Here is a 17,567-nt window from a genome sequence, read left to right as displayed (position 1 = left end):
CATTCTCCTAATTTTATATTCTTAACCAAAATTGACTCAGGCAGCGAATCATCCATGAAAATCTATACCAAAACCGGCGATAAAGGCGAAACTTCGCTGTTTGGCGGTCAGCGCGTCAAAAAAACAAACATTAGAATTGAGACCTACGGAACAGCTGATGAGCTGAACTCCTTTATAGGGCTCGCCCGCAGTTTCGGGCTCACGGATCAAAATGAAACCATCGCTGTTCAGCTGCAAAACGATCTGTTTGTTCTGGGTGCCGACCTTGCAACACCACCTACCAAGCAAGCCAAAATTGCGCGGATTGGCCAAACGCACTTCGAGCAACTCGAAAGCTTCATCGATGAAGTTTCCGCTGAGCTTGCTCCCCTGACCAACTTTCTGCTTCCAACAGGCACACAGTCGGCTTCAGCACTACATATCGCCCGGACCGTGTGCCGCAGGGCTGAGCGTATCTGCATTGAAGCCCGCCAAAGCGAAGATATTTCGGAAGATGTCATCATCTATCTGAACCGTCTTTCTGATCTCTTATTTGTGATGGCGCGGCTCGAAAATGAGCGGTCCAACATTCCCGAAACCCGCTGGATTGCCCGCTAAGCTGCACCCTTATGGCCCTGACCACCAAACAGAAACGCTACATTCAAAAACACGCCGGCACCAAACCGGCGGGGCGTATTGCCGCTGATCTCAAAATGGATGAAAGCGAAGTACGAACGTATCTCGCACAGCTCAATGAGAAAGAAGGTGTTGCGTCTTCTGGTCCGGCAGGCAGCCGTAAAATTCTGTTTTACAGCATTATGCTCGCCATTCCGCTGCTGTTTTTTGTACTGCTTGAAGCGGGTCTGCGCATGGGCAACTACCGGGGTGACCTATCCCTGTTTGTGTATCCGCAGTCGCTGGAAGGCCGCTATGCAGTGCCCAACCCGAATTTTACGGGCCGCTATTTTTTCCGCACGGCAACCCTTCCGAGTCCTGCAGATGATGTTTTCCTGACCCAAAAGCCTGAGAACGGCTTCCGGGTTTTTGTGCTTGGCGGCTCTACCGCGAACGGCTATCCCTACGGCTTCAACGGAAGCTTCAGCCGTTCTTTCCGCGACATGCTGCAGGATATGGCGCCTGACCGGCATGTTGAAGTCGTAAACGTGGCAACATCAGCCATCAACAGCTACTCCATTTATGATCAGATTCCGGAGCTGCTGAATTATAAGCCTGACGCGATTCTGATTTATGCGGGGCATAACGAGTATTACGGCGCGCTTGGGGTTGCTTCATCCGAGACTTTTGGCGCCTTTCCGGGATTTGTGCGCGCGTACCTGCGGCTGCAGCGTTTTCGCACCTTCATGCTGCTGCGGGATGGCATTGTGCGCCTGAGCGGGGTTTTCGCTTCGGGATCAGGTGCAGCGGGCAGCGGCACGCTCATGCAGCGAATGGTGGGCGAACAGCTGATTCCGCTCGACAGCGAGCTGTATGAATTGGGGCGGCTTCAGTTTGAAAGCAATCTCAACGCTATTATGCGACGCCTTGAACGCGCCAATGTGCCGGTCTTCATCGGCACCCTGACAAGCAATCTTAAGGATCATCATCCCTTTTTGTCTGTTGAAACAGACGCGCACCCCCGTGCGGATGTGGTGTTTGCAGAAGCACAACAGGCGTATGAAGCCGGAGATTTTGAACGGGCTTTTGAGCGCTTCCTGAAAGCCAAAGAGCTTGACGCCCTGCGGTTCCGCGCGCCGGAATCTTTCAACGAAATCATCCGCACTACTGCGGCCCGCTTCGCGAATGCGCACACCATACCGGTTCACGAAGCCTTCAAGCGGGAAAGCGCACATCAGCTGATTGGCTTTAACCTAATGACTGAGCACCTGCACCCGAATATTCCGGGCTTTCACCTGATGGCACGAACGTTTATGGAAGGATTCAAAGCGGCAGGCCTGCCTTCCATCGACCTGCAAACCGACCGTCTGCAAAGCTGGGAACAGTATGTGCAGCGGATGGAGCTTACCGAGTTTGATCACAGAGTTGGAGAGCACCGCGTGAAGCTGCTCATGAACGCCTGGCCTTTCGTAGAACAGCGCGATCCGCGGGGATATCCCCGGAATTATCGTTTTACGTCGGAAGCCGACAGCGTGGCTTTTATGGTTGTTAACGAGGGTCAGCGCTGGGATCAAAGCAAGGTTGAGCTGGCGGGTATTTACGAGCAACAGGGACGGTTTAGTGAAGCCCTTGCGGAGTATCGCGGCCTGATGCGCGCGCAGCCCTTCAACGACAGTCCGTTTATTTTTGCCGCGCGGGTCTGGCTGGGTCTGGATAATTTTGAGGAAGCCCGTCCCCTGCTCGAACATGCGCTTGAAATCGAAGCAAGTGCGTTTACGACACGCATGCTGGGCGCCATTGAAGTTGACGCCGGAAACCTGGAACGCGGGATCAGCCTGTTAACGAAATCCCTTGCACTCGAGCCCAATGATCCACAAACCCTGTTTAACCTTTCCGGTGCGCACGGACTGAAACGCGATTTTCAAAAGGCCGATGAAATGTTGAGACGACTGGAACAAATCAATCCGAACTTTCCCGGTGCTCAGGCCTGGCGCCGGCAGCTAAATCAGCATTTGAGCCGTAATTAAGCTAAGCTAAGCTGAGCTTAGCACATCCCATCCCACCCCATTTCACCTTCATTCAATAACTTTAGAACTTATGGCACTTATGGTATCCGTTTCGGGAATCAGAGGTATTTTTGGTACCGATCTGAATCCTGAAAACCTGGCGCGCTACAGCGCTGCTTTTGGTCAGTGGACCGGCGGGGGAACCGTCGTAGTCGGGCGCGACTCGCGCGTTACCGGCGAATTATGTGAACGCGTTGTCGTTGCAGCGCTTCAGTCGGCAGGCTGCAATGTCATCAAAACCGGCATTGTACCCACGCCTACCGTTGCGATGGCCGTACTGAAACACAAGGCTGCGGGCGGGATTATTCTCTCGGCGAGTCACAATCCGGCGGAGTGGAACGCGCTGAAAATGCTCAACAGCAAATCGGAGTTTCTGGACGCTTCCGAAGGCGCAGAAGTGCTGAAGATTGCTGAAAGCGGGATAAGCTATTCGGCCTGGGATCAGCTTGGTACCGTAACGGAAGACGCCGAGGCCGTAAGGACGCATGTTGACAGCATTCTCGCGCTGCCCTACATCGACGCAGACAAAATTGCGGCCCGCAACTTCACGGTTGCCGTTGACGCCGTGAACGGTGCCGGTTCAGAAAGTATCCCCTACCTGCTGGAGCGACTTGGCGTACAAACGGTGCACCGGCTGCACTGCACCCCCGACGGGCTGTTCCCGCACAACCCTGAGCCACTGCCCGAGCATTTGGGCGAAATCTGCGATCTGATCCGGGAAAAGGGCGCCGATCTTGGCGTCGTTACCGATCCCGACGCCGACCGTCTCGCCCTTGTGGACAACAACGGACGCCTGTTTGGTGAAGAGTACACACAGGCTGCGGCCTTCGATTTTTACCTGAATCACCGGAAAGGGGATGTGTGCACCAATCTCTCGTCGTCCATGATTTGCGACTTTGTGGCTGAAAAGTACGGGGTGCGCTGTCATCGTGCGGCCGTAGGCGAAATCAATGTGGTGAAAAAAATGCGCGCGGAAGGCGCTGTTATTTCCGGCGAAGGCAACGGCGGCGTGATTCTGCCGGAGCTGCATGCCGGGCGCGACGCGCTTGTCGGGATTGCGATGGTTCTGCAACACCTGGCCGATACCGGTCTCACTGCTGCTGCTTACCGCGACAGCCTGCCAAACTACTATATCTCCAAAAACAAGATTCAGCTGGGCGATGTAAACGCCGAGGCAGCGCTGCTAAAAGTGCTGCATGCCTACGCGCACCTTGAGCCCGACGATACCGACGGTATCAAAATTGTGATGGATGACGGCTGGGCACATCTCCGCAAATCGAACACGGAACCGATTATCCGGATTTACACCGAGAGCGACAGCATGGAGCGGGCCGACGCCATTGCAAATGAAATTAAGGCGCTGATCCGCTAAGGTCTTTACTTAGGATGACGGTTTCAAAGCCGGCGTTGGTTTCTGCAGCGCCGGCTTTTTCTTTTTTAACCCGCATTATTCACCAAGAAATTTTCTTGCTGGCAAGGCGAAGCTGAAAACTCAGCGGAAGGGTACCTAAGTACCCTGAGCATGAGTTTTCAGCTTCAACGCCGCCAGCGGGGAAATTTCACTTCGTGGGAATCGCTTCGCTCGATGCGCAGTCTTTACACCACCCTCAAATTTGGGCTACCGGTGTTTTTTGCTAAGCCAAATTTAAACTAACACTTAGCAAATAAATCCTGTTTAGTTGTGTATAATGTGGGTTAAAGGGAAAGGATTGGGTCTGCTGATGCCCCAAAAAAGCAAGGGACTCAAATTATGATTTGGGAGCGCTGAGCTGCCACGAAAGACCGTGATGTTCTCGGTGTTTCCCCCAAATAAAAAAAGACCGAAGCAAGCGGGGAGCAAATCGTCGCGCTTCCCGGTTCTTTTTCAGAAATTTCCTGCTCGTATAAAAACAATTGCCTTTGGGTTTGCGCTTTGGGTTTGCATTCATATATTACGCACATATATACAACCTATGTTAAACCGAGGCACTTATGGATCTGAAACAGCTCACCCGCAAGCAAAAACTCTTTTTCGAGTACATCCGTGACTTCTATCACGATCATGGCATTTGGCCTACCTACCGCGAGATTGCGGACGAATTTGGGTTCAGGTCGCCGAACAGTGTGACGCAGAATCTGCAGGCGCTGCTGAAAAAAGGCTTTCTGGTGAAAGCTGAAGACGGCGAGTATCTGCTGCCTGAAGAGCTCTCGCGGCAGGAATCCGGAGATGATGAGGGCATTCCGGTGCGCGGTATTATTGCTGCGGGATACCTGCAGGAAGCGGTTGAGGCGAATCTCGGCAAGATTACGCTCAAGCATTTGCTGCCTGGTCTCGACAAAATGTACGCGCTGCGGGTTAGCGGCTACAGCATGCGCGATGTGGGTGTGATGGACGGGGATTTTGTGCTTCTGATGGATGATGATGTTAAGGACGGTGATATCGGTGCGGTGCTGTACAATGGTGAGACGAGTTTGAAGCGCATTTTCTACGGTCCAAACGGGTTGCGGCTCGAACCGGCCAACGACGCCTTCAGCGACATCTACATCGAGCCCGATATTTTTGAAGAGGTGCGCGTGCTGGGCAGGTATGTCGGGCATGTAAACCGCTCTGGCTTCTACCGCAAGCGCCCCGACTGATTGCCGGCTGACAGCTTTTGTCAGTCGCGCTGATTTGGCCTTATCTTTGCAGGGAGTGACGCAAAAATGAACTTCAAACAATACTCCTATTAAAGATTATGGCCGATTACGAATTAAAAGATATCCGCACTGACATTCTCGAGCCGAGTCAGTCTGTTCCCGTCGTTCTGGATTTTTGGGCACCCTGGTGCGGGCCCTGCCGGACGCTGGGTCCCGTGCTCGAAAAACTTGCCGCACAGTCTAAGGGCAAGTGGAAATTTGTGAAGGTTAATGTGGATGAACCTGAGAATCAGCAAATTGCGGCACAGTTTCAGATTCGCAGCATACCTGCCGTACGAATGCTCTATCAGGGCAAGCTGCTGGGCTCTTTTGAAGGCTCCCTGCCGGAAGCTCAGATCAGGCAATGGCTTAAAGAAAATCTGCCCGATACAGGAGAAGGCGATGAAGAGGAAGACGGCGAGGAACCGGGGGTAGCCAAATGGCTTGAAGCCGGGAATCGGGAAGCTGCTCTCGAAGCTGCCAAGAAGGCATACGAACAGGATAAAAAAGATGAGCAAGCCATCACCGATCTTGCCATGCTGCTGTTACCTGACGATATCGAGACATCCGAAAAACTGCTTGGTACGGTAGCGGATACCGGTAAATTTGAAATTGAGCGCGAAAGCCTGCTTATGCTCAAGCACCTGCAGGAAATCGCCCGCGGCAATGCGTCACCAACAGCAACCGGCAAACTGGCCGACACCTACATTTCAGGTGCTAAAGCTCTTTTTGCGCACGATTACGACAAAGCGCTTGAGCATTTTATTTCCGTACTGATGGCAGACCGTACCTTTGAAGACGACGGCGCCCGAAAAGCCTGCGTTGCCGTTTTCAAACTGCTGAGCGACGCGCACCCGACAGCCAAAAAATACCGCCGCCGTTTTTCAATGGCGCTGTACTAAGACGAAATTGATAGTGCTGCATACAAACAAAAAAAGCCCGGATAGCGGGCTTTTTTTGTGCTGAGATATTTTTACAACAGGCGGTCAGACAGCTTTATTTTTTGGGTGCAGGCAGTGCTTTGGTTTCTTCTGTCTGAAATGCAGGATTCCGCTCAATTTTGAGGGAGGCTGATTTAACAGCGTCGTGCAGCTGTCCGTTTTTAATCCATGCGCGACCGCCATCGAGGCGAAGCCTGCGCTTGTTTTTCATAGCCATTGCCTGCTTGTGCAGATTCGGTAAACTCATGGTAAACGACTCGTGTAATCAGGTTAGGGGGAATTTTTGGACTTGATGTGCCAAATATAGCTAATTTCCGGAAAACCTAAGGCCGGGAATGCGGGGATGATGTCAGAAAAAGCTGTGCGTTAATGGCCTGCGGGAAAGCGAAAAAAGGAGCGCAAACTCCTGTGCGGTAAATTTTGATAATAACCCGGTTAGTGCTTATATTTGCAAGCTAATCAGAAATCCACCCACAGAATTTTTCTATCATGTTCGCAATTGTACAAATTGGCGGTCATCAGTATAAAGTCAGAGCTAACGATACTATTTTTGTAGATCGCCTGGCTGAGGAAGCGGAAGCTTCTGTTTCTTTTGATAAGGTACTGCTTATTTCAAATGAAGACGACGTTACCGTCGGTAGCCCGGTTGTTGAATCAGCGAAAGTTGAAGCTACGATTGAAAAGCACCTGAAAGGCGATAAAGTTATCGTTTTCAAGAAAAAGCGTCGCAAGGGCTATCAGAAGAGTAACGGTCACCGTCAGCATCTTACCCAATTAACCATCAACTCCATTACGGTTTAACCCTAAAACCTTACTAAAATGGCTCATAAGAAAGGTCAAGGTTCCAGTAGAAACGGCCGCGATTCAGAAAGCAAACGACTTGGTGTCAAGAAATTTGGCGGTCAGTTCGTTCAGGCCGGAAATATCATCATTCGTCAGCGGGGTACCAAGTTTCATCCCGGCGAGAATGTTGGTTTGGGCAAAGACTACACTATCTTCGCTACATCGCACGGCACTGTCGAATTTAAAACCGGTCGTAACAACCGCAAGTTTGTTTCGGTTGTACCACAGGCTTAATCAGCCTTCTGCCGCAGCGGATTAACGATATTCCGCTTATCGTTTTGAAGCCCCTTACCATCAGGTCAGGGGCTTCTTCAGTATGTGCTCTTATCAAAATACCATGAGAAATATCAAAATACCGGGACTGCCCGGCATGCAGTCCGTTAATTCCGTTTTTTGCATTGGCCGTAACTATGCGGCACATGCCAAAGAGCTGAACAACCCCGTACCGGCGCTCCCGGTTGTATTCAGCAAACCCATTACAGCCATTACATTTGACGGCGGTGAAATCATCATCCCTACGCAGCATACCAAAGATGTTCATCATGAAGCTGAAATGGTAGTCTCCATCGGCAAAACCGGACGCTTCATCCCGGAAAACGAGGCCATGGATTATATCTCAGGCTACGCCATTGGCATTGATGTGACGGCGCGGGACCTGCAGTCTGCCTTAAAGGCGAAGTCACAGCCCTGGACCCTTGCCAAAGGCATGGATACCTTTGCTCCTATCGGCAACTTTGTGCCGGCTTCCGCGGTAGCTGATCCGGCTGATCTCACTGTTTCACTCTCGGTTAATGGCGAACGGCGGCAGCATGGTAACACTTCGGATATGATCTTCAGCCTGCCTGCACTCATCAGTTATCTTTCCGGTTTTGTTACGCTGCACAGCGGTGATCTCATTTTCACCGGGACCCCGGAAGGCGTTGGTCCCCTGAAAAACGGCGATTCCGTAACCGCTGTACTGGGAAATAATTTGAGTACCCTGCGCCTTAGCGTACGGGAAATATGATGAATCTGCAGTATCTTAAGCCGCTGACAGGAAACAGCTTTTAAAAGCGGTACAGGCTCAGGTGTCTTTGCCCTTCAAAAAAACCTTAGCCTGTACCGCAGCTGTTTCAGCACACCGTCTTTTTTTTCGCACGCTTCATATCTACATACACGCCCCGCCCCATGCGCAAGGCTTTCCGCAGGCTTTCATCAGGATTTTTTCTACTTAGCGCCCTATTTGTCATCCCCCTGCAACTTCCGCTTCAGGCGCAGGAACTCAGGTTTCCGGACTTCATCGACAGTACGGCAGTTTTTATGTGGCCAACCAACGCAAGCGATTACTTTTCCGCTACCTTTGCCGAAACCCGTTCCGCGCATTTTCATGCAGCTGCCGACATCGGAACCTGGGGCAGGGAAGGTTTTGAAGTATATGCAACGCGCGACGCGCTTTTGTACCGGGTCGGGATTAGTCCGCACGGGTACGGCAACGTAATTTACCTGCAGCATGATGACGGCAGCTTCTCGGTTTACGCACACCTGCAGGATTTCGAGCCCGGTATCCGGGAGCTTGTTGACAGCTACCGCTTCCAAACCTACCGGCACAGCTTTGACAAAATTGTTGCCGACTACGGCATTCGTTTTAGTCAGGGCGACCTGATCGGGATTTCCGGTTCTACCGGTATTGGGCCGCCACACCTTCACTTCGAGCTGCGCTCTCCCTGGAACGACGCCTTCAACCCCAAGCTTGTCGGCATTGACATCGCCGATTCGGTTCCGCCAACTTTTTCGGGCCTGGCAGTGCTGCCCAAAAGTGCCGACGCCCTGGTAAACGGCGGCAAGACCCTGCGAACCCTAACCCCTGCCCGCCGGGGCGGAACCTTCGACTTCGGCCGGGTTACCGCAGAAGGCACCATAGGGCTGGCGGTGAACGCAAGCGACCGCTCTGACAATGGCAGGAATGTATATGCGGTGTACGAGCTGCAAATGCGCGTAAACGGAACGCTTTTCTTTCACTCGCGGGTGGACAGCTTTCCCATGGCGGAAGGGCGGCAAATGCTGATTGACCGGGTCTATCCGCTGTTATTGCAGCGGCGCGGCGGCTTTCAGCGGCTCCACATTTTACCGGGCAACACCCTGCCCTTTTATGACCGAAGCCTTGGCGACGGGCTTCTCCGGCTCGAACCCGGGCTGCATAATGTTGAAATCGTTGCCCTTGATTACAGCGGGAACCGTTCGGTTGCAACGCTCACCATCCATGTACCCCAAAGCCCGCGATTCGAAGCGCCGGAACAATTGCTCTCTCTCAAAGCGAGTCCGTTGCCGGTCCCGGAGCCCTTTGTAAACGGGGCGTCCCGCTTTGAGCCGCACCGGGCCTTCGAATGGAATTCATCCTGGATCCGCCCCCGGCGCAATCCGGCTACAACCTTTGGCATTCAGGAAGAAGGAAGCTTTCACGCCATGCGTCGTACCTACACCGATGTCATGCCCAATCAGGCCGCAAAACTGCACGGGGAATCGGTGCGCATTCACACGGGTCCGCACAGCTTTCGTCTGCACCAAATCAGACGCGATACCCGCACCACGCTGCGCTTCCCCGCCTACCGCATGGTCCTGCACTTCCCCCCCGGCGCTGCCTTTGATACAACCTATGTACACGCGACGCGCTTCACCGAAAACGGACGCGAGTACATCCGCATTTCACCGGACGAAGTGCCCATGCGCAGACCCTTTCAGGCGATGATTACCCTGCCGGATTCCCTGCGCGGTAACACGCAGTACGGGCTGTATTTTGTTGATGAGCGCCGCAACCGCGAAGTTGTTGTGAGCGGCACGCGGATTGAAGGGAACACCATGGTTGCCAGCCTTAACGGATTCGGGCGCTACGTCATCCGTCCTGATACGACCGCACCTTCCGTAACCCGGCCCCGAATCTGGCAGCGCCGTTCTGACCGGCGCTGGTTCGTTAGCGTGCGGGCCGTCGATTTGGATTCAGGCCTCAATTTTAATGAAGTGTACTTCACCGTCAACGGCGTACGCGGAATCGCAGAGTATGACCCTTTCAGCCATACCCTGCGCTACCATCATCCTGAGTTTACCCCAAAGCGGGGCATCAACACGATTTTTCTCAGAGTACCGGACCATGCCGGAAACATTACGGAACAGCATTTTGAGATCAACCGCTAACAGAATCCACACACCCGTTGCGGGCTCAGCTACACATAAGCAAGGGCACTGATCTCAATTCTGGCATGCTTCGGAAGGGTTTTCACGGCAACGGTTTCCCGGGCGGGCGGATTTTCCCCGAAGTACTCCCCGTAAATGGCATTGACTTCGGCAAAGTCCGCCATATCGCTCAGAAATATGGTGCACCGCAGAACCTTATCAAAGGAACTGCCCCCCGCTTCAAGCACCGCTTTCAGGTTCTTCATCACCTGACGGGCCTGTGCAGGTGTGTCTTCCCCGGCGAACATCCCGGTTTCGGGCACCAGGCCGATCTGACCGGAAAGGTATAGCACGCCATTGTGTATGGTTGCCTGTGAGTAGGGTCCCAGTGCCGCTGGCGCGTGCGGCGTGTTTACAATCGTATGGCTCATGATAAGAGAATTATGAATTTTTAATAGCGCATTCAGTATCAGCGCTGCGTTATCAACGGCAGACAAGTACCTTGCAGGCTTGCGAAACGGTAATTCGCAGCTCAAACCTGCAACCCAGTCGTACCCGTTGGAAATCCGTCGTATTGTTGCGTTAAGCAAATGGTACGCTTATCTTCAACGATGTACCAAAATTTGACATTATTCTAATATATAAACAGCAAATTATGAAAGTTTCTGTGAAATTAGCGGTCATTGCCGCGCTTTTGGGCTCAATAATGCTGGCCTGTGCGAGTGACCCGAACATTGAATCTGCGAAACTCAACCTTCGCAATGCTGACTTCCAGGGCGTTATCGCCTCAGCGGAAGCGGCACTGGAAGAAAATCCGGAAAATGCCGACGCCTTTTACTACAAGGGCGCTGCATGGCTGGAGATCGCTGAAGAGCAGCCCGTTGATCAGCGCCGTGACGCCCTGCAGAATGCACGTACCAACATGCTTCGCGCAGATGAACTCTTTACCGAGCAGGAAATCAGCTCAAATGAATCTCAAACCGCTATTCCCTTGCTGGTAAACCGCTGGAGAGACGAGTACTCACAGGGTATCAGCGGCATTGATTTCGAAGGCGAAAACCCGCCGGAAGTGCTTCAGCTCGCCATTCAGCACGTGTACAACGCGCACACAGTCATGCCTGACAGCACCATGAACCTCGACGCGCTTTCCGAGCTTTATTTCATGTCAAATGATGTGGACAATGCTGCCAAATACATGCGCGAAGCCATCGATCAGGCGGCCGAGCCCGACCTCAGCCGCTATCAGCGCCTCACCTACTTCTTCATGCTTCAGGAAAACAACGAAGGCACCCTGGAAATCCTCGAAGTTGCCGCTGAAGTATTCCCGGATGAAATCTTCTTTGTCCAGGAGCAGGCCAACATCTTCTTCCGCATGGGTGAAACAGAGCAGGCAATGGCTGTTCTCGAAGACCTTATCGCGCGTGATGAATCCAATGCGCAGTACCGTCTTGTTTTCGGTTCCCAGATTTATCAGGAATACCTCAACCTCACGCAAGATGTCGCCGCCATGTATGATGAGTTATTCGATCTCAATCAGGAGTTCCGTGAGCTTGCCCGTCAGAGCAACCCCAGCGCAGCCGCAGTACGCGATGTAGAGAGCCGCATCGACGCTGTTCAGGATCAGATCCGTGCGATGGATGAACGCCGCTTTGCAATTGCAGACCGCGCAGAAGAGCAGCTCATGATTGCCTTTGAGCTCGAACCCAACGAGCCTAACACCACCTACACGCTGGGAGCCATCAACGAAAACCGCGGACTCGCACTCGTCGATCAGATCAACAACCTCTTCGATGACGACATGGACTTCAGCGAAATGGAGCAGCAGGCCATGGATTTCTTCCGTGCTTCCCTGCCGTTCTACGAAAAAACAGCTGAGCTTGAGCCGGAAGAAACCGACAACTGGATGAAACTCTTCCAGCTCTACACCCGCCTCGGAATGCAGGAAGAAGCCGAAAGAGCCGCTGAACGCGCTGGCTTCTGATCTTCACCCGATCGCATCTCTCACTTTTACTTCCACATTTTTATACATCCAACGTGAATCTCACATTCGCAATAACCCGAATGGTCATCCTCGTGATGGCCTTCGGGTTTATTTTTTCCTGTTCCTCAACCTCACACTTTGAGCGGGCGGAAACCTACCGCGCTGAAAACAACCTCACCGAAGCCCTGCGCGCTGCAAATCAGGCTGTAGCCAACAACCCCGACGACGCAGAAGCCCACCTTTTCATCGCAGAAGTTGTGGCGGAACTCTCTAAAAACTTCTCTCCGAAAGACCGCAAGCCACTGTACCGCGACATGGTGAAAGCAGCTGATAATGCCCGCACAGCAGCAACGGAAGAAACCCACAACGAGATCAACCGCCGCGCCGACGAGATCCTCGAATCCCGCAGACAGGTCGAAGATCAGGGCGCGCAAACCATCCTCAGCTCCAATGAAACACTGGGCGAAGAGAACCGCCGGGCGGCCATTGCGCACCTCGAAAACAACCGCATCCTTTCCCCTGAAGACAACCGCATCTACGAAACCCTGTTTGAGCTCTACTACGAACTCGACGATTTCGAAGCTGCCACCGAAACCCTCGCTGCCATGTACGAAGCTGGCTTTGCTTCAAGCCGGCACATCACCACACTTGGCTTTCTCTACTACCAAAGCGGTCAGTATGAAGAAGCCGTCCCCTTCCTCAGCAGATCGTGGAACGACGGGGCAGGACTCATCAACTCGGGCCGCGGCCTCGCCAATGCCCTCACAAAGCTTGGCCGGCAGGATGAAGCCGCTGAAATTCTCGAACGCCTCAGCCGCCTCGACGGGCAAACCGTTGAAAGTAAACTCGCCTATGGCCGCGTACTTGCAGAAACCGGTTTTGCACAGCTTCAGGAAATCCTCGCCCTCTCGCCCGGCAACACGAGCCAGGCCGGCGAGCTCTACGCTGCCGCCATGGAAACCTTCAGCCGGGCCGAAGTTGAAATGGAAGCCGCCTACGTGCTCAATCAGGATCACCTCCTCACCAACAAAACCATCGGAATCTGGCACCGAAACCTCGCTTTCATGCTGCGTGAAATCTACGAGCTGCAACCCGAACTTTCGGGAACCGAACGGCAGCAACAGCTCGAAGAACACTTCTACCAAAGCCTCAACTACCTCGAGTTCGTAACAGAACAAAATCCGGCAGACACCCAAACCTGGGCTGCCATGGCCGATGTGTACGAAGCCCTCAGCATGTTTGAAGAAGCCGAAGCCGCACGAGCGCAGGCCGGCACGCTGTAGCATCCTCACGCTACCCCAACCTGTAAAACCCGCCCATTACCCGAAGGCCCGGCGCTGATTTCTCAGCACGGGCCTTTTTTACGCGGACCTTTCTGCAAACCCCTCCCCCTGAGCCCGGCTTTGCAGCCATGTTATAGCCTTTTATTTTTTGGGGTAAACTCCGTGAACATCAGGGGGTCAATGCCATGTCATGTCACCCCAAACCTGCGGGAAATCCCTTGCTTTTTTTCTTCAGCACAGACATCTTCAAAAAGCCAAAGGCACCTGCCGCACCGCAAAGCTGACGTCCGCGGGCACTTGCATAAGCCGGAAATAATCGCAAGCTTTCAGGGAATATTTTTCCATCCCGAAAGCATACACGGGTTAAAAAATTACAATGCGCCCGATATTGCGGAAGGTCTGAAACCCAATCATTTCACATCATTAAATAAAAGTCCTCTCCGGAGCTTTGTATCTTTGCCTATCCGCAAAAAGCGCTTTCATCACACGGCGCATATCCTGTAATTCGCTACGCCCGAGATCAACCTGTCTACTCCTTTTGATTTTATGAAATTCAACTCCAAAGTCATCCATGCCGGTCAGGCGCCCGAAGAAACCTCCGGGGCTGTCATGCCGCCCATTTTTCAGACCTCCACCTACGCGCAGCAGGCCCCGGATATGCACAAGGGCTACGATTACGCGCGGGTCGGCAACCCGACCCGGACCGCCCTTGAGCAGCTCATCGCCGGTATCGAAGAAGCTGACGCCTGTGCCGCTTTCGCGAGCGGCTGCGCGGCCATGGATGCCCTCATGAAAATGCTGCGCCCCGGCAATCACGTAGTGGCCTCCAACGATTTGTATGGCGGCACCTACCGGCTGTTCACGCAGGTTTTTGCCCCCTTCGGCATCGAATATTCGTTTGTGGACATGACCCGCACCGAAAATGTCGAAGCCGCCCTCCGTCCCGAAACGAAAATGCTGTGGATCGAAACCCCGACCAATCCGCTCCTCAACATCGTGGATATCCGTGCCCTCACGGAGCTGGCCAAAAGCCGGGGCATCCTGACCGTGGTCGATAACACCTTCGCTTCGCCCTACCTGCAGCAGCCGCTGCTACTCGGCGCGGACGCCGTGCTGCACTCAACCACAAAATATCTCGGCGGACACTCCGATGTGATCGGCGGTGCGGTTGCAACCTCGCATCAGGACATACTCGAAAACCTGCGTTTTCAGGTGAAAAGCACCGGGGCCGTTCCCGGTCCGATGGACTGCTATCTCACCCTGCGCGGCATCAAAACGCTGGCCGTGCGCGTCGAGCGCAGCTGCGAGAACGCCCGCGAAGTCGCCCGCTACCTGCGCAATCACCCGCTGGTGAAGAGCGTGCGCTACCCCGGCTTCGAACAGCACCCCGGTCACGAAGTCGCGAAATCACAAATGAAGGATTTCGGCGGCATGGTCTCCTTCACCCTGAAACAGGACGACATCCCGAGCGCGCACACCTTCATGCAGCACACCAAGCTGTTCACCCTCGCCGAGAGCCTGGGCGGGGTCGAGTCGCTCATCAGCCATCCGGCGAGCATGACGCACGGCTCCATCCCCGCGGATGTCCGGCACAAAGCCGGGCTCAACGACTCGCTCATCCGCCTCTCCTGCGGCATCGAAGACGCGGGCGACCTGCTCGAAGACCTCGAAACCGCCTTCCGCGCGCTGGGCTAACACCCTCCGACTGTCCCATGAGCGAAACCGAATCCCATGCTGCCCGACCTTTTTCCGCACGACGCCTGCTCGGCCTCTACGCCGTCACGCTCGTGCTGCTCTTCGCGGCGGGCTGCTGGAATCCTTTCGCTCCGGGCCTTGAAGAAGGCGACGGCGACGGCCTGCTCGGGGATCCTTCCACCATTGAAGGCTTCTTCACCCGCTTCCAAAACGCCTACCAGCTGCGCGACACAACGCTCTACGGTCCGCTGATTGCCCGCGATTTCGTGTTCACCTTTCGCGATTACGACAACAATGTTGACATAAGCTGGGGGCGCAACGAAGAAATGAGTAGTACCTACCGGCTGTTCATTAACAGTCAGGACATCCGGATTCGCTGGAACAACATCCTCTCGCAGGATATCAACGAAGACCGCACCCGGAGTCAGGTCATCCGGCGCTTCGACCTCACGGTCGCCCTCGAAGCCTCCGACCTCATCCGCACCGATGGTGCCGTAAATTTTGTACTGGAACGCCCCGATTCGACCGAAAACTGGCAGCTCCGCTCCTGGCGCGACGAATCGGATCTTTGACTTATATCAACTGTTTGATTCACCACTGAAACCTCATTCACCCTAAAAATTGAAGCTATTATTATGAAAAACGTCGTTATTGTCGGCGCCTACCGCACGCCGATCGGATCATTTGGCGGAAGCCTCGCCTCCTTCAGCGCCCCTGAGCTGGGCGCGGCAGCCATCACCGGACTCCTCAAAAAAACCAACTGCAAACCCAATGATGTGCAGGAAGTCATCATGGGCTGCGTGCTCACTGCGGGCATGGGGCAGGCGCCAGCGCGTCAGGCCGCGCTCAAAGCGGGCCTCGGCTACGACACCCCCTGCACGACCGTCAACAAAGTGTGCGCTTCCGGCATGAAAGCCGTGATGATGGCCGTGAACCAAATCCAGACCGGCGAAGCCGATGTAATCGTAGCCGGCGGCATGGAGAGCATGAGCAACGTGCCCTACTACCTGCCGCAGCAACGCTATGGCGCCAAACTCGGACACGTGCAGGCGCAGGACGGCATCATCAAGGACGGCCTTTGGGATGTGTACAAAGATTTCCACATGGGCAACGCCGCTGAAATCACGGCAAAAGAGATGAACATCAGCCGCGAAGATCAGGACGCCTTCGCCATTGAGTCCTACAAGCGGGCCCAAAAAGCCACCGCAGAAGGCTGGTTTAAGGATGAAATCATCCCCATCAATGTGAAAGACCGCAAAGGCAATGTCACCAAAGTTGAAGCCGACGAAGAAGTCAACCGCGTCAACTTCGACAAGCTTCCGGGCCTGCGTCCGGTTTTCCAGAAAGACGGCACCATCACAGCGGCCAACGCGAGCTCCATCAACGACGGCGCCGCGGCCCTTTTGGTGATGAGCGAAGAAAAAGCCACCGAGCTTGGCCTCACGCCCATCGCGCGCATCACAGGTCAGGCAAGTGCCGGCAAAGAGCCCGAGTGGTTCACGATTGCCCCGGCTGATGCCATCCCCCGCGCCCTCAAGCGCGCCGGCCTCACCGTTGAGCAGATCGACCTCTTCGAAATCAACGAAGCCTTCTCTGTGGTTTCCATCGCCAACAATCAGCTGCTCAAGCTCGACCCGGCGAAAGTCAACATTCACGGCGGCGCGGTCAGCATTGGTCACCCGATCGGCTGCTCCGGCGCCCGCATCATCGTGAGCCTGCTGCACGCCCTCAAACGCACCGGCGGCAAAACCGGCTGCGCAGGCATCTGCAACGGCGGCGGCGGCGCATCCGCACTCGTGGTCGAAATGATCTAAGCCCGTTCGGCAATTTTCAATCCGCCTATCCAACTGAAGCCTTCCCCCCTCAACAGGTGAAGGCTTCGCTTTTTTCAGGTTAAAACATGGCAGCTCAACCACAGGCTGCAGGGGTTGAAGTAAGGCTTTTTATTTTTTGGGGGAAACTCCGTGAACATCACGGTCTTTCGTGGTTCGCGCAAATCCCAAATCGGCATAGGTCCCTTGCTTTTTGGGAGTGGTGCACGAAGGCGCAAAGGCCGCGACGGGCAGAAACGCATTCCCGAATTGCTTTGAACAGGATTTGTAAGATTCACAGGATAAACAAGATGGCATCCAAAATTTCATTTAGGCCCCGAAAATGTACGGGCGCACCCTTGTGGTCGCCCGCCCCGCGCGAAAACGTACGGGCGACCCTCGTGGTCGCCCCCCTCGTGGTCGCCCCCGCGCGAAAACGATAACCAACCCCGGAATCGCGACCGGCCCTGCCCAGCCCAAACCCCAAAATCCGCGTTCCAAAATCACCCGCTGCGCGTGCGTCTGAAAAAATTCATCCAACCAATGGGAAC

16 protein-coding genes are annotated in these 17,567 nt (G+C 54.1%); 14 read left to right on the top strand and 2 right to left on the bottom strand.

Translation table 11 applies throughout. The features are described from left to right. Window positions 1-54: 54 nt before the first annotated feature. The 5 genes from CYPRO_RS04435 (at window position 55) to CYPRO_RS04415 (ending at window position 6,217) form a co-directional block, all read left to right on the top strand. Entirely contained in the window at window positions 55-597 is a 543-nt protein-coding gene (locus CYPRO_RS04435) for a cob(I)yrinic acid a,c-diamide adenosyltransferase (protein ID WP_114983468.1), read from the top strand. An 11-nt stretch (window positions 598-608) separates the two neighbouring features. Then, window positions 609-2,621, top strand: a complete 2,013-nt coding sequence (locus tag CYPRO_RS04430) for an SGNH/GDSL hydrolase family protein (protein ID WP_114983467.1) — start codon at window positions 609-611, stop codon at window positions 2,619-2,621. A gap of 70 nt (window positions 2,622-2,691) precedes the next feature. After that, window positions 2,692-4,032 (top strand): phosphoglucosamine mutase, encoded by a 1,341-nt coding sequence (gene glmM, locus CYPRO_RS04425; RefSeq protein ID WP_114983466.1) that lies wholly within the window; start codon window positions 2,692-2,694, stop codon window positions 4,030-4,032. A gap of 599 nt (window positions 4,033-4,631) precedes the next feature. After that, window positions 4,632-5,276, top strand: coding sequence for a LexA family protein (locus tag CYPRO_RS04420; protein ID WP_114983465.1), 645 nt, complete (start codon window positions 4,632-4,634; stop codon window positions 5,274-5,276). A gap of 98 nt (window positions 5,277-5,374) precedes the next feature. Further along, window positions 5,375-6,217 carry a tetratricopeptide repeat protein gene (locus tag CYPRO_RS04415; protein ID WP_114983464.1) on the top strand — a complete coding sequence of 281 codons (843 nt, stop codon included), beginning with the start codon at window positions 5,375-5,377 and terminating at the stop codon, window positions 6,215-6,217. Between the two features lie 94 nt (window positions 6,218-6,311). On the opposite strand, the gene CYPRO_RS04410 is transcribed toward CYPRO_RS04415, so the two are convergent. Then, the gene (locus CYPRO_RS04410) at window positions 6,312-6,503 is read right to left on the bottom strand and encodes a hypothetical protein (RefSeq protein ID WP_114983463.1); all 192 of its coding nucleotides are present in this window, start codon (window positions 6,501-6,503) and stop codon (window positions 6,312-6,314) included. 242 nt (window positions 6,504-6,745) lie between these two features. Here CYPRO_RS04410 and rplU point away from each other — a divergent pair, with 242 nt between their 5' ends. The 4 genes from rplU (at window position 6,746) to CYPRO_RS04390 (ending at window position 10,267) form a co-directional block, all read left to right on the top strand. Continuing rightward, window positions 6,746-7,057: a 50S ribosomal protein L21 gene (rplU, locus tag CYPRO_RS04405; protein WP_114983462.1), complete on the top strand. Its 312-nt coding sequence runs from the start codon at window positions 6,746-6,748 to the stop codon at window positions 7,055-7,057. Between the two features lie 18 nt (window positions 7,058-7,075). Continuing rightward, window positions 7,076-7,333, top strand: coding sequence for a 50S ribosomal protein L27 (gene rpmA, locus CYPRO_RS04400; RefSeq protein ID WP_114983461.1), 258 nt, complete (start codon window positions 7,076-7,078; stop codon window positions 7,331-7,333). Between the two features lie 103 nt (window positions 7,334-7,436). Beyond that, complete coding sequence (locus CYPRO_RS04395; RefSeq protein ID WP_164682531.1) at window positions 7,437-8,105, top strand: fumarylacetoacetate hydrolase family protein; 669 nt, start codon at window positions 7,437-7,439, stop codon at window positions 8,103-8,105. A gap of 161 nt (window positions 8,106-8,266) precedes the next feature. After that, window positions 8,267-10,267, top strand: coding sequence for a M23 family metallopeptidase (locus CYPRO_RS04390; protein WP_114983460.1), 2,001 nt, complete (start codon window positions 8,267-8,269; stop codon window positions 10,265-10,267). A gap of 29 nt (window positions 10,268-10,296) precedes the next feature. Here CYPRO_RS04390 and CYPRO_RS04385 read toward each other — a convergent pair whose 3' ends face one another. After that, the gene (locus CYPRO_RS04385) at window positions 10,297-10,677 is read right to left on the bottom strand and encodes a RidA family protein (RefSeq protein WP_114983459.1); all 381 of its coding nucleotides are present in this window, start codon (window positions 10,675-10,677) and stop codon (window positions 10,297-10,299) included. Between the two features lie 224 nt (window positions 10,678-10,901). Between CYPRO_RS04385 and CYPRO_RS04380 the strand changes: the two genes are divergently transcribed. From CYPRO_RS04380 to CYPRO_RS04355, 5 genes are all read left to right on the top strand, one after another. Beyond that, window positions 10,902-12,227, top strand: a complete 1,326-nt coding sequence (locus CYPRO_RS04380; protein WP_114983458.1) for a tetratricopeptide repeat protein — start codon at window positions 10,902-10,904, stop codon at window positions 12,225-12,227. A 53-nt stretch (window positions 12,228-12,280) separates the two neighbouring features. Beyond that, entirely contained in the window at window positions 12,281-13,510 is a 1,230-nt protein-coding gene (locus CYPRO_RS04375; RefSeq protein WP_124245520.1) for a tetratricopeptide repeat protein, read from the top strand. A 546-nt stretch (window positions 13,511-14,056) separates the two neighbouring features. Then, entirely contained in the window at window positions 14,057-15,205 is a 1,149-nt protein-coding gene (locus CYPRO_RS04365; protein WP_114983455.1) for a cystathionine gamma-synthase, read from the top strand. Between the two features lie 17 nt (window positions 15,206-15,222). Beyond that, complete coding sequence (locus tag CYPRO_RS04360) at window positions 15,223-15,777, top strand: hypothetical protein (protein WP_240644832.1); 555 nt, start codon at window positions 15,223-15,225, stop codon at window positions 15,775-15,777. 63 nt (window positions 15,778-15,840) lie between these two features. Beyond that, window positions 15,841-17,019: a thiolase family protein gene (locus tag CYPRO_RS04355; RefSeq protein ID WP_114983454.1), complete on the top strand. Its 1,179-nt coding sequence runs from the start codon at window positions 15,841-15,843 to the stop codon at window positions 17,017-17,019. Window positions 17,020-17,567 lie beyond the last annotated feature (548 nt).

Source organism: Cyclonatronum proteinivorum, assembly GCF_003353065.1.
Lineage (GTDB): Bacteria > Bacteroidota > Rhodothermia > Balneolales > Cyclonatronaceae > Cyclonatronum > Cyclonatronum proteinivorum.
Note: the sequence above shows the minus strand (reverse complement) of the source record. Positions and strands in the feature narration are given on the sequence as shown.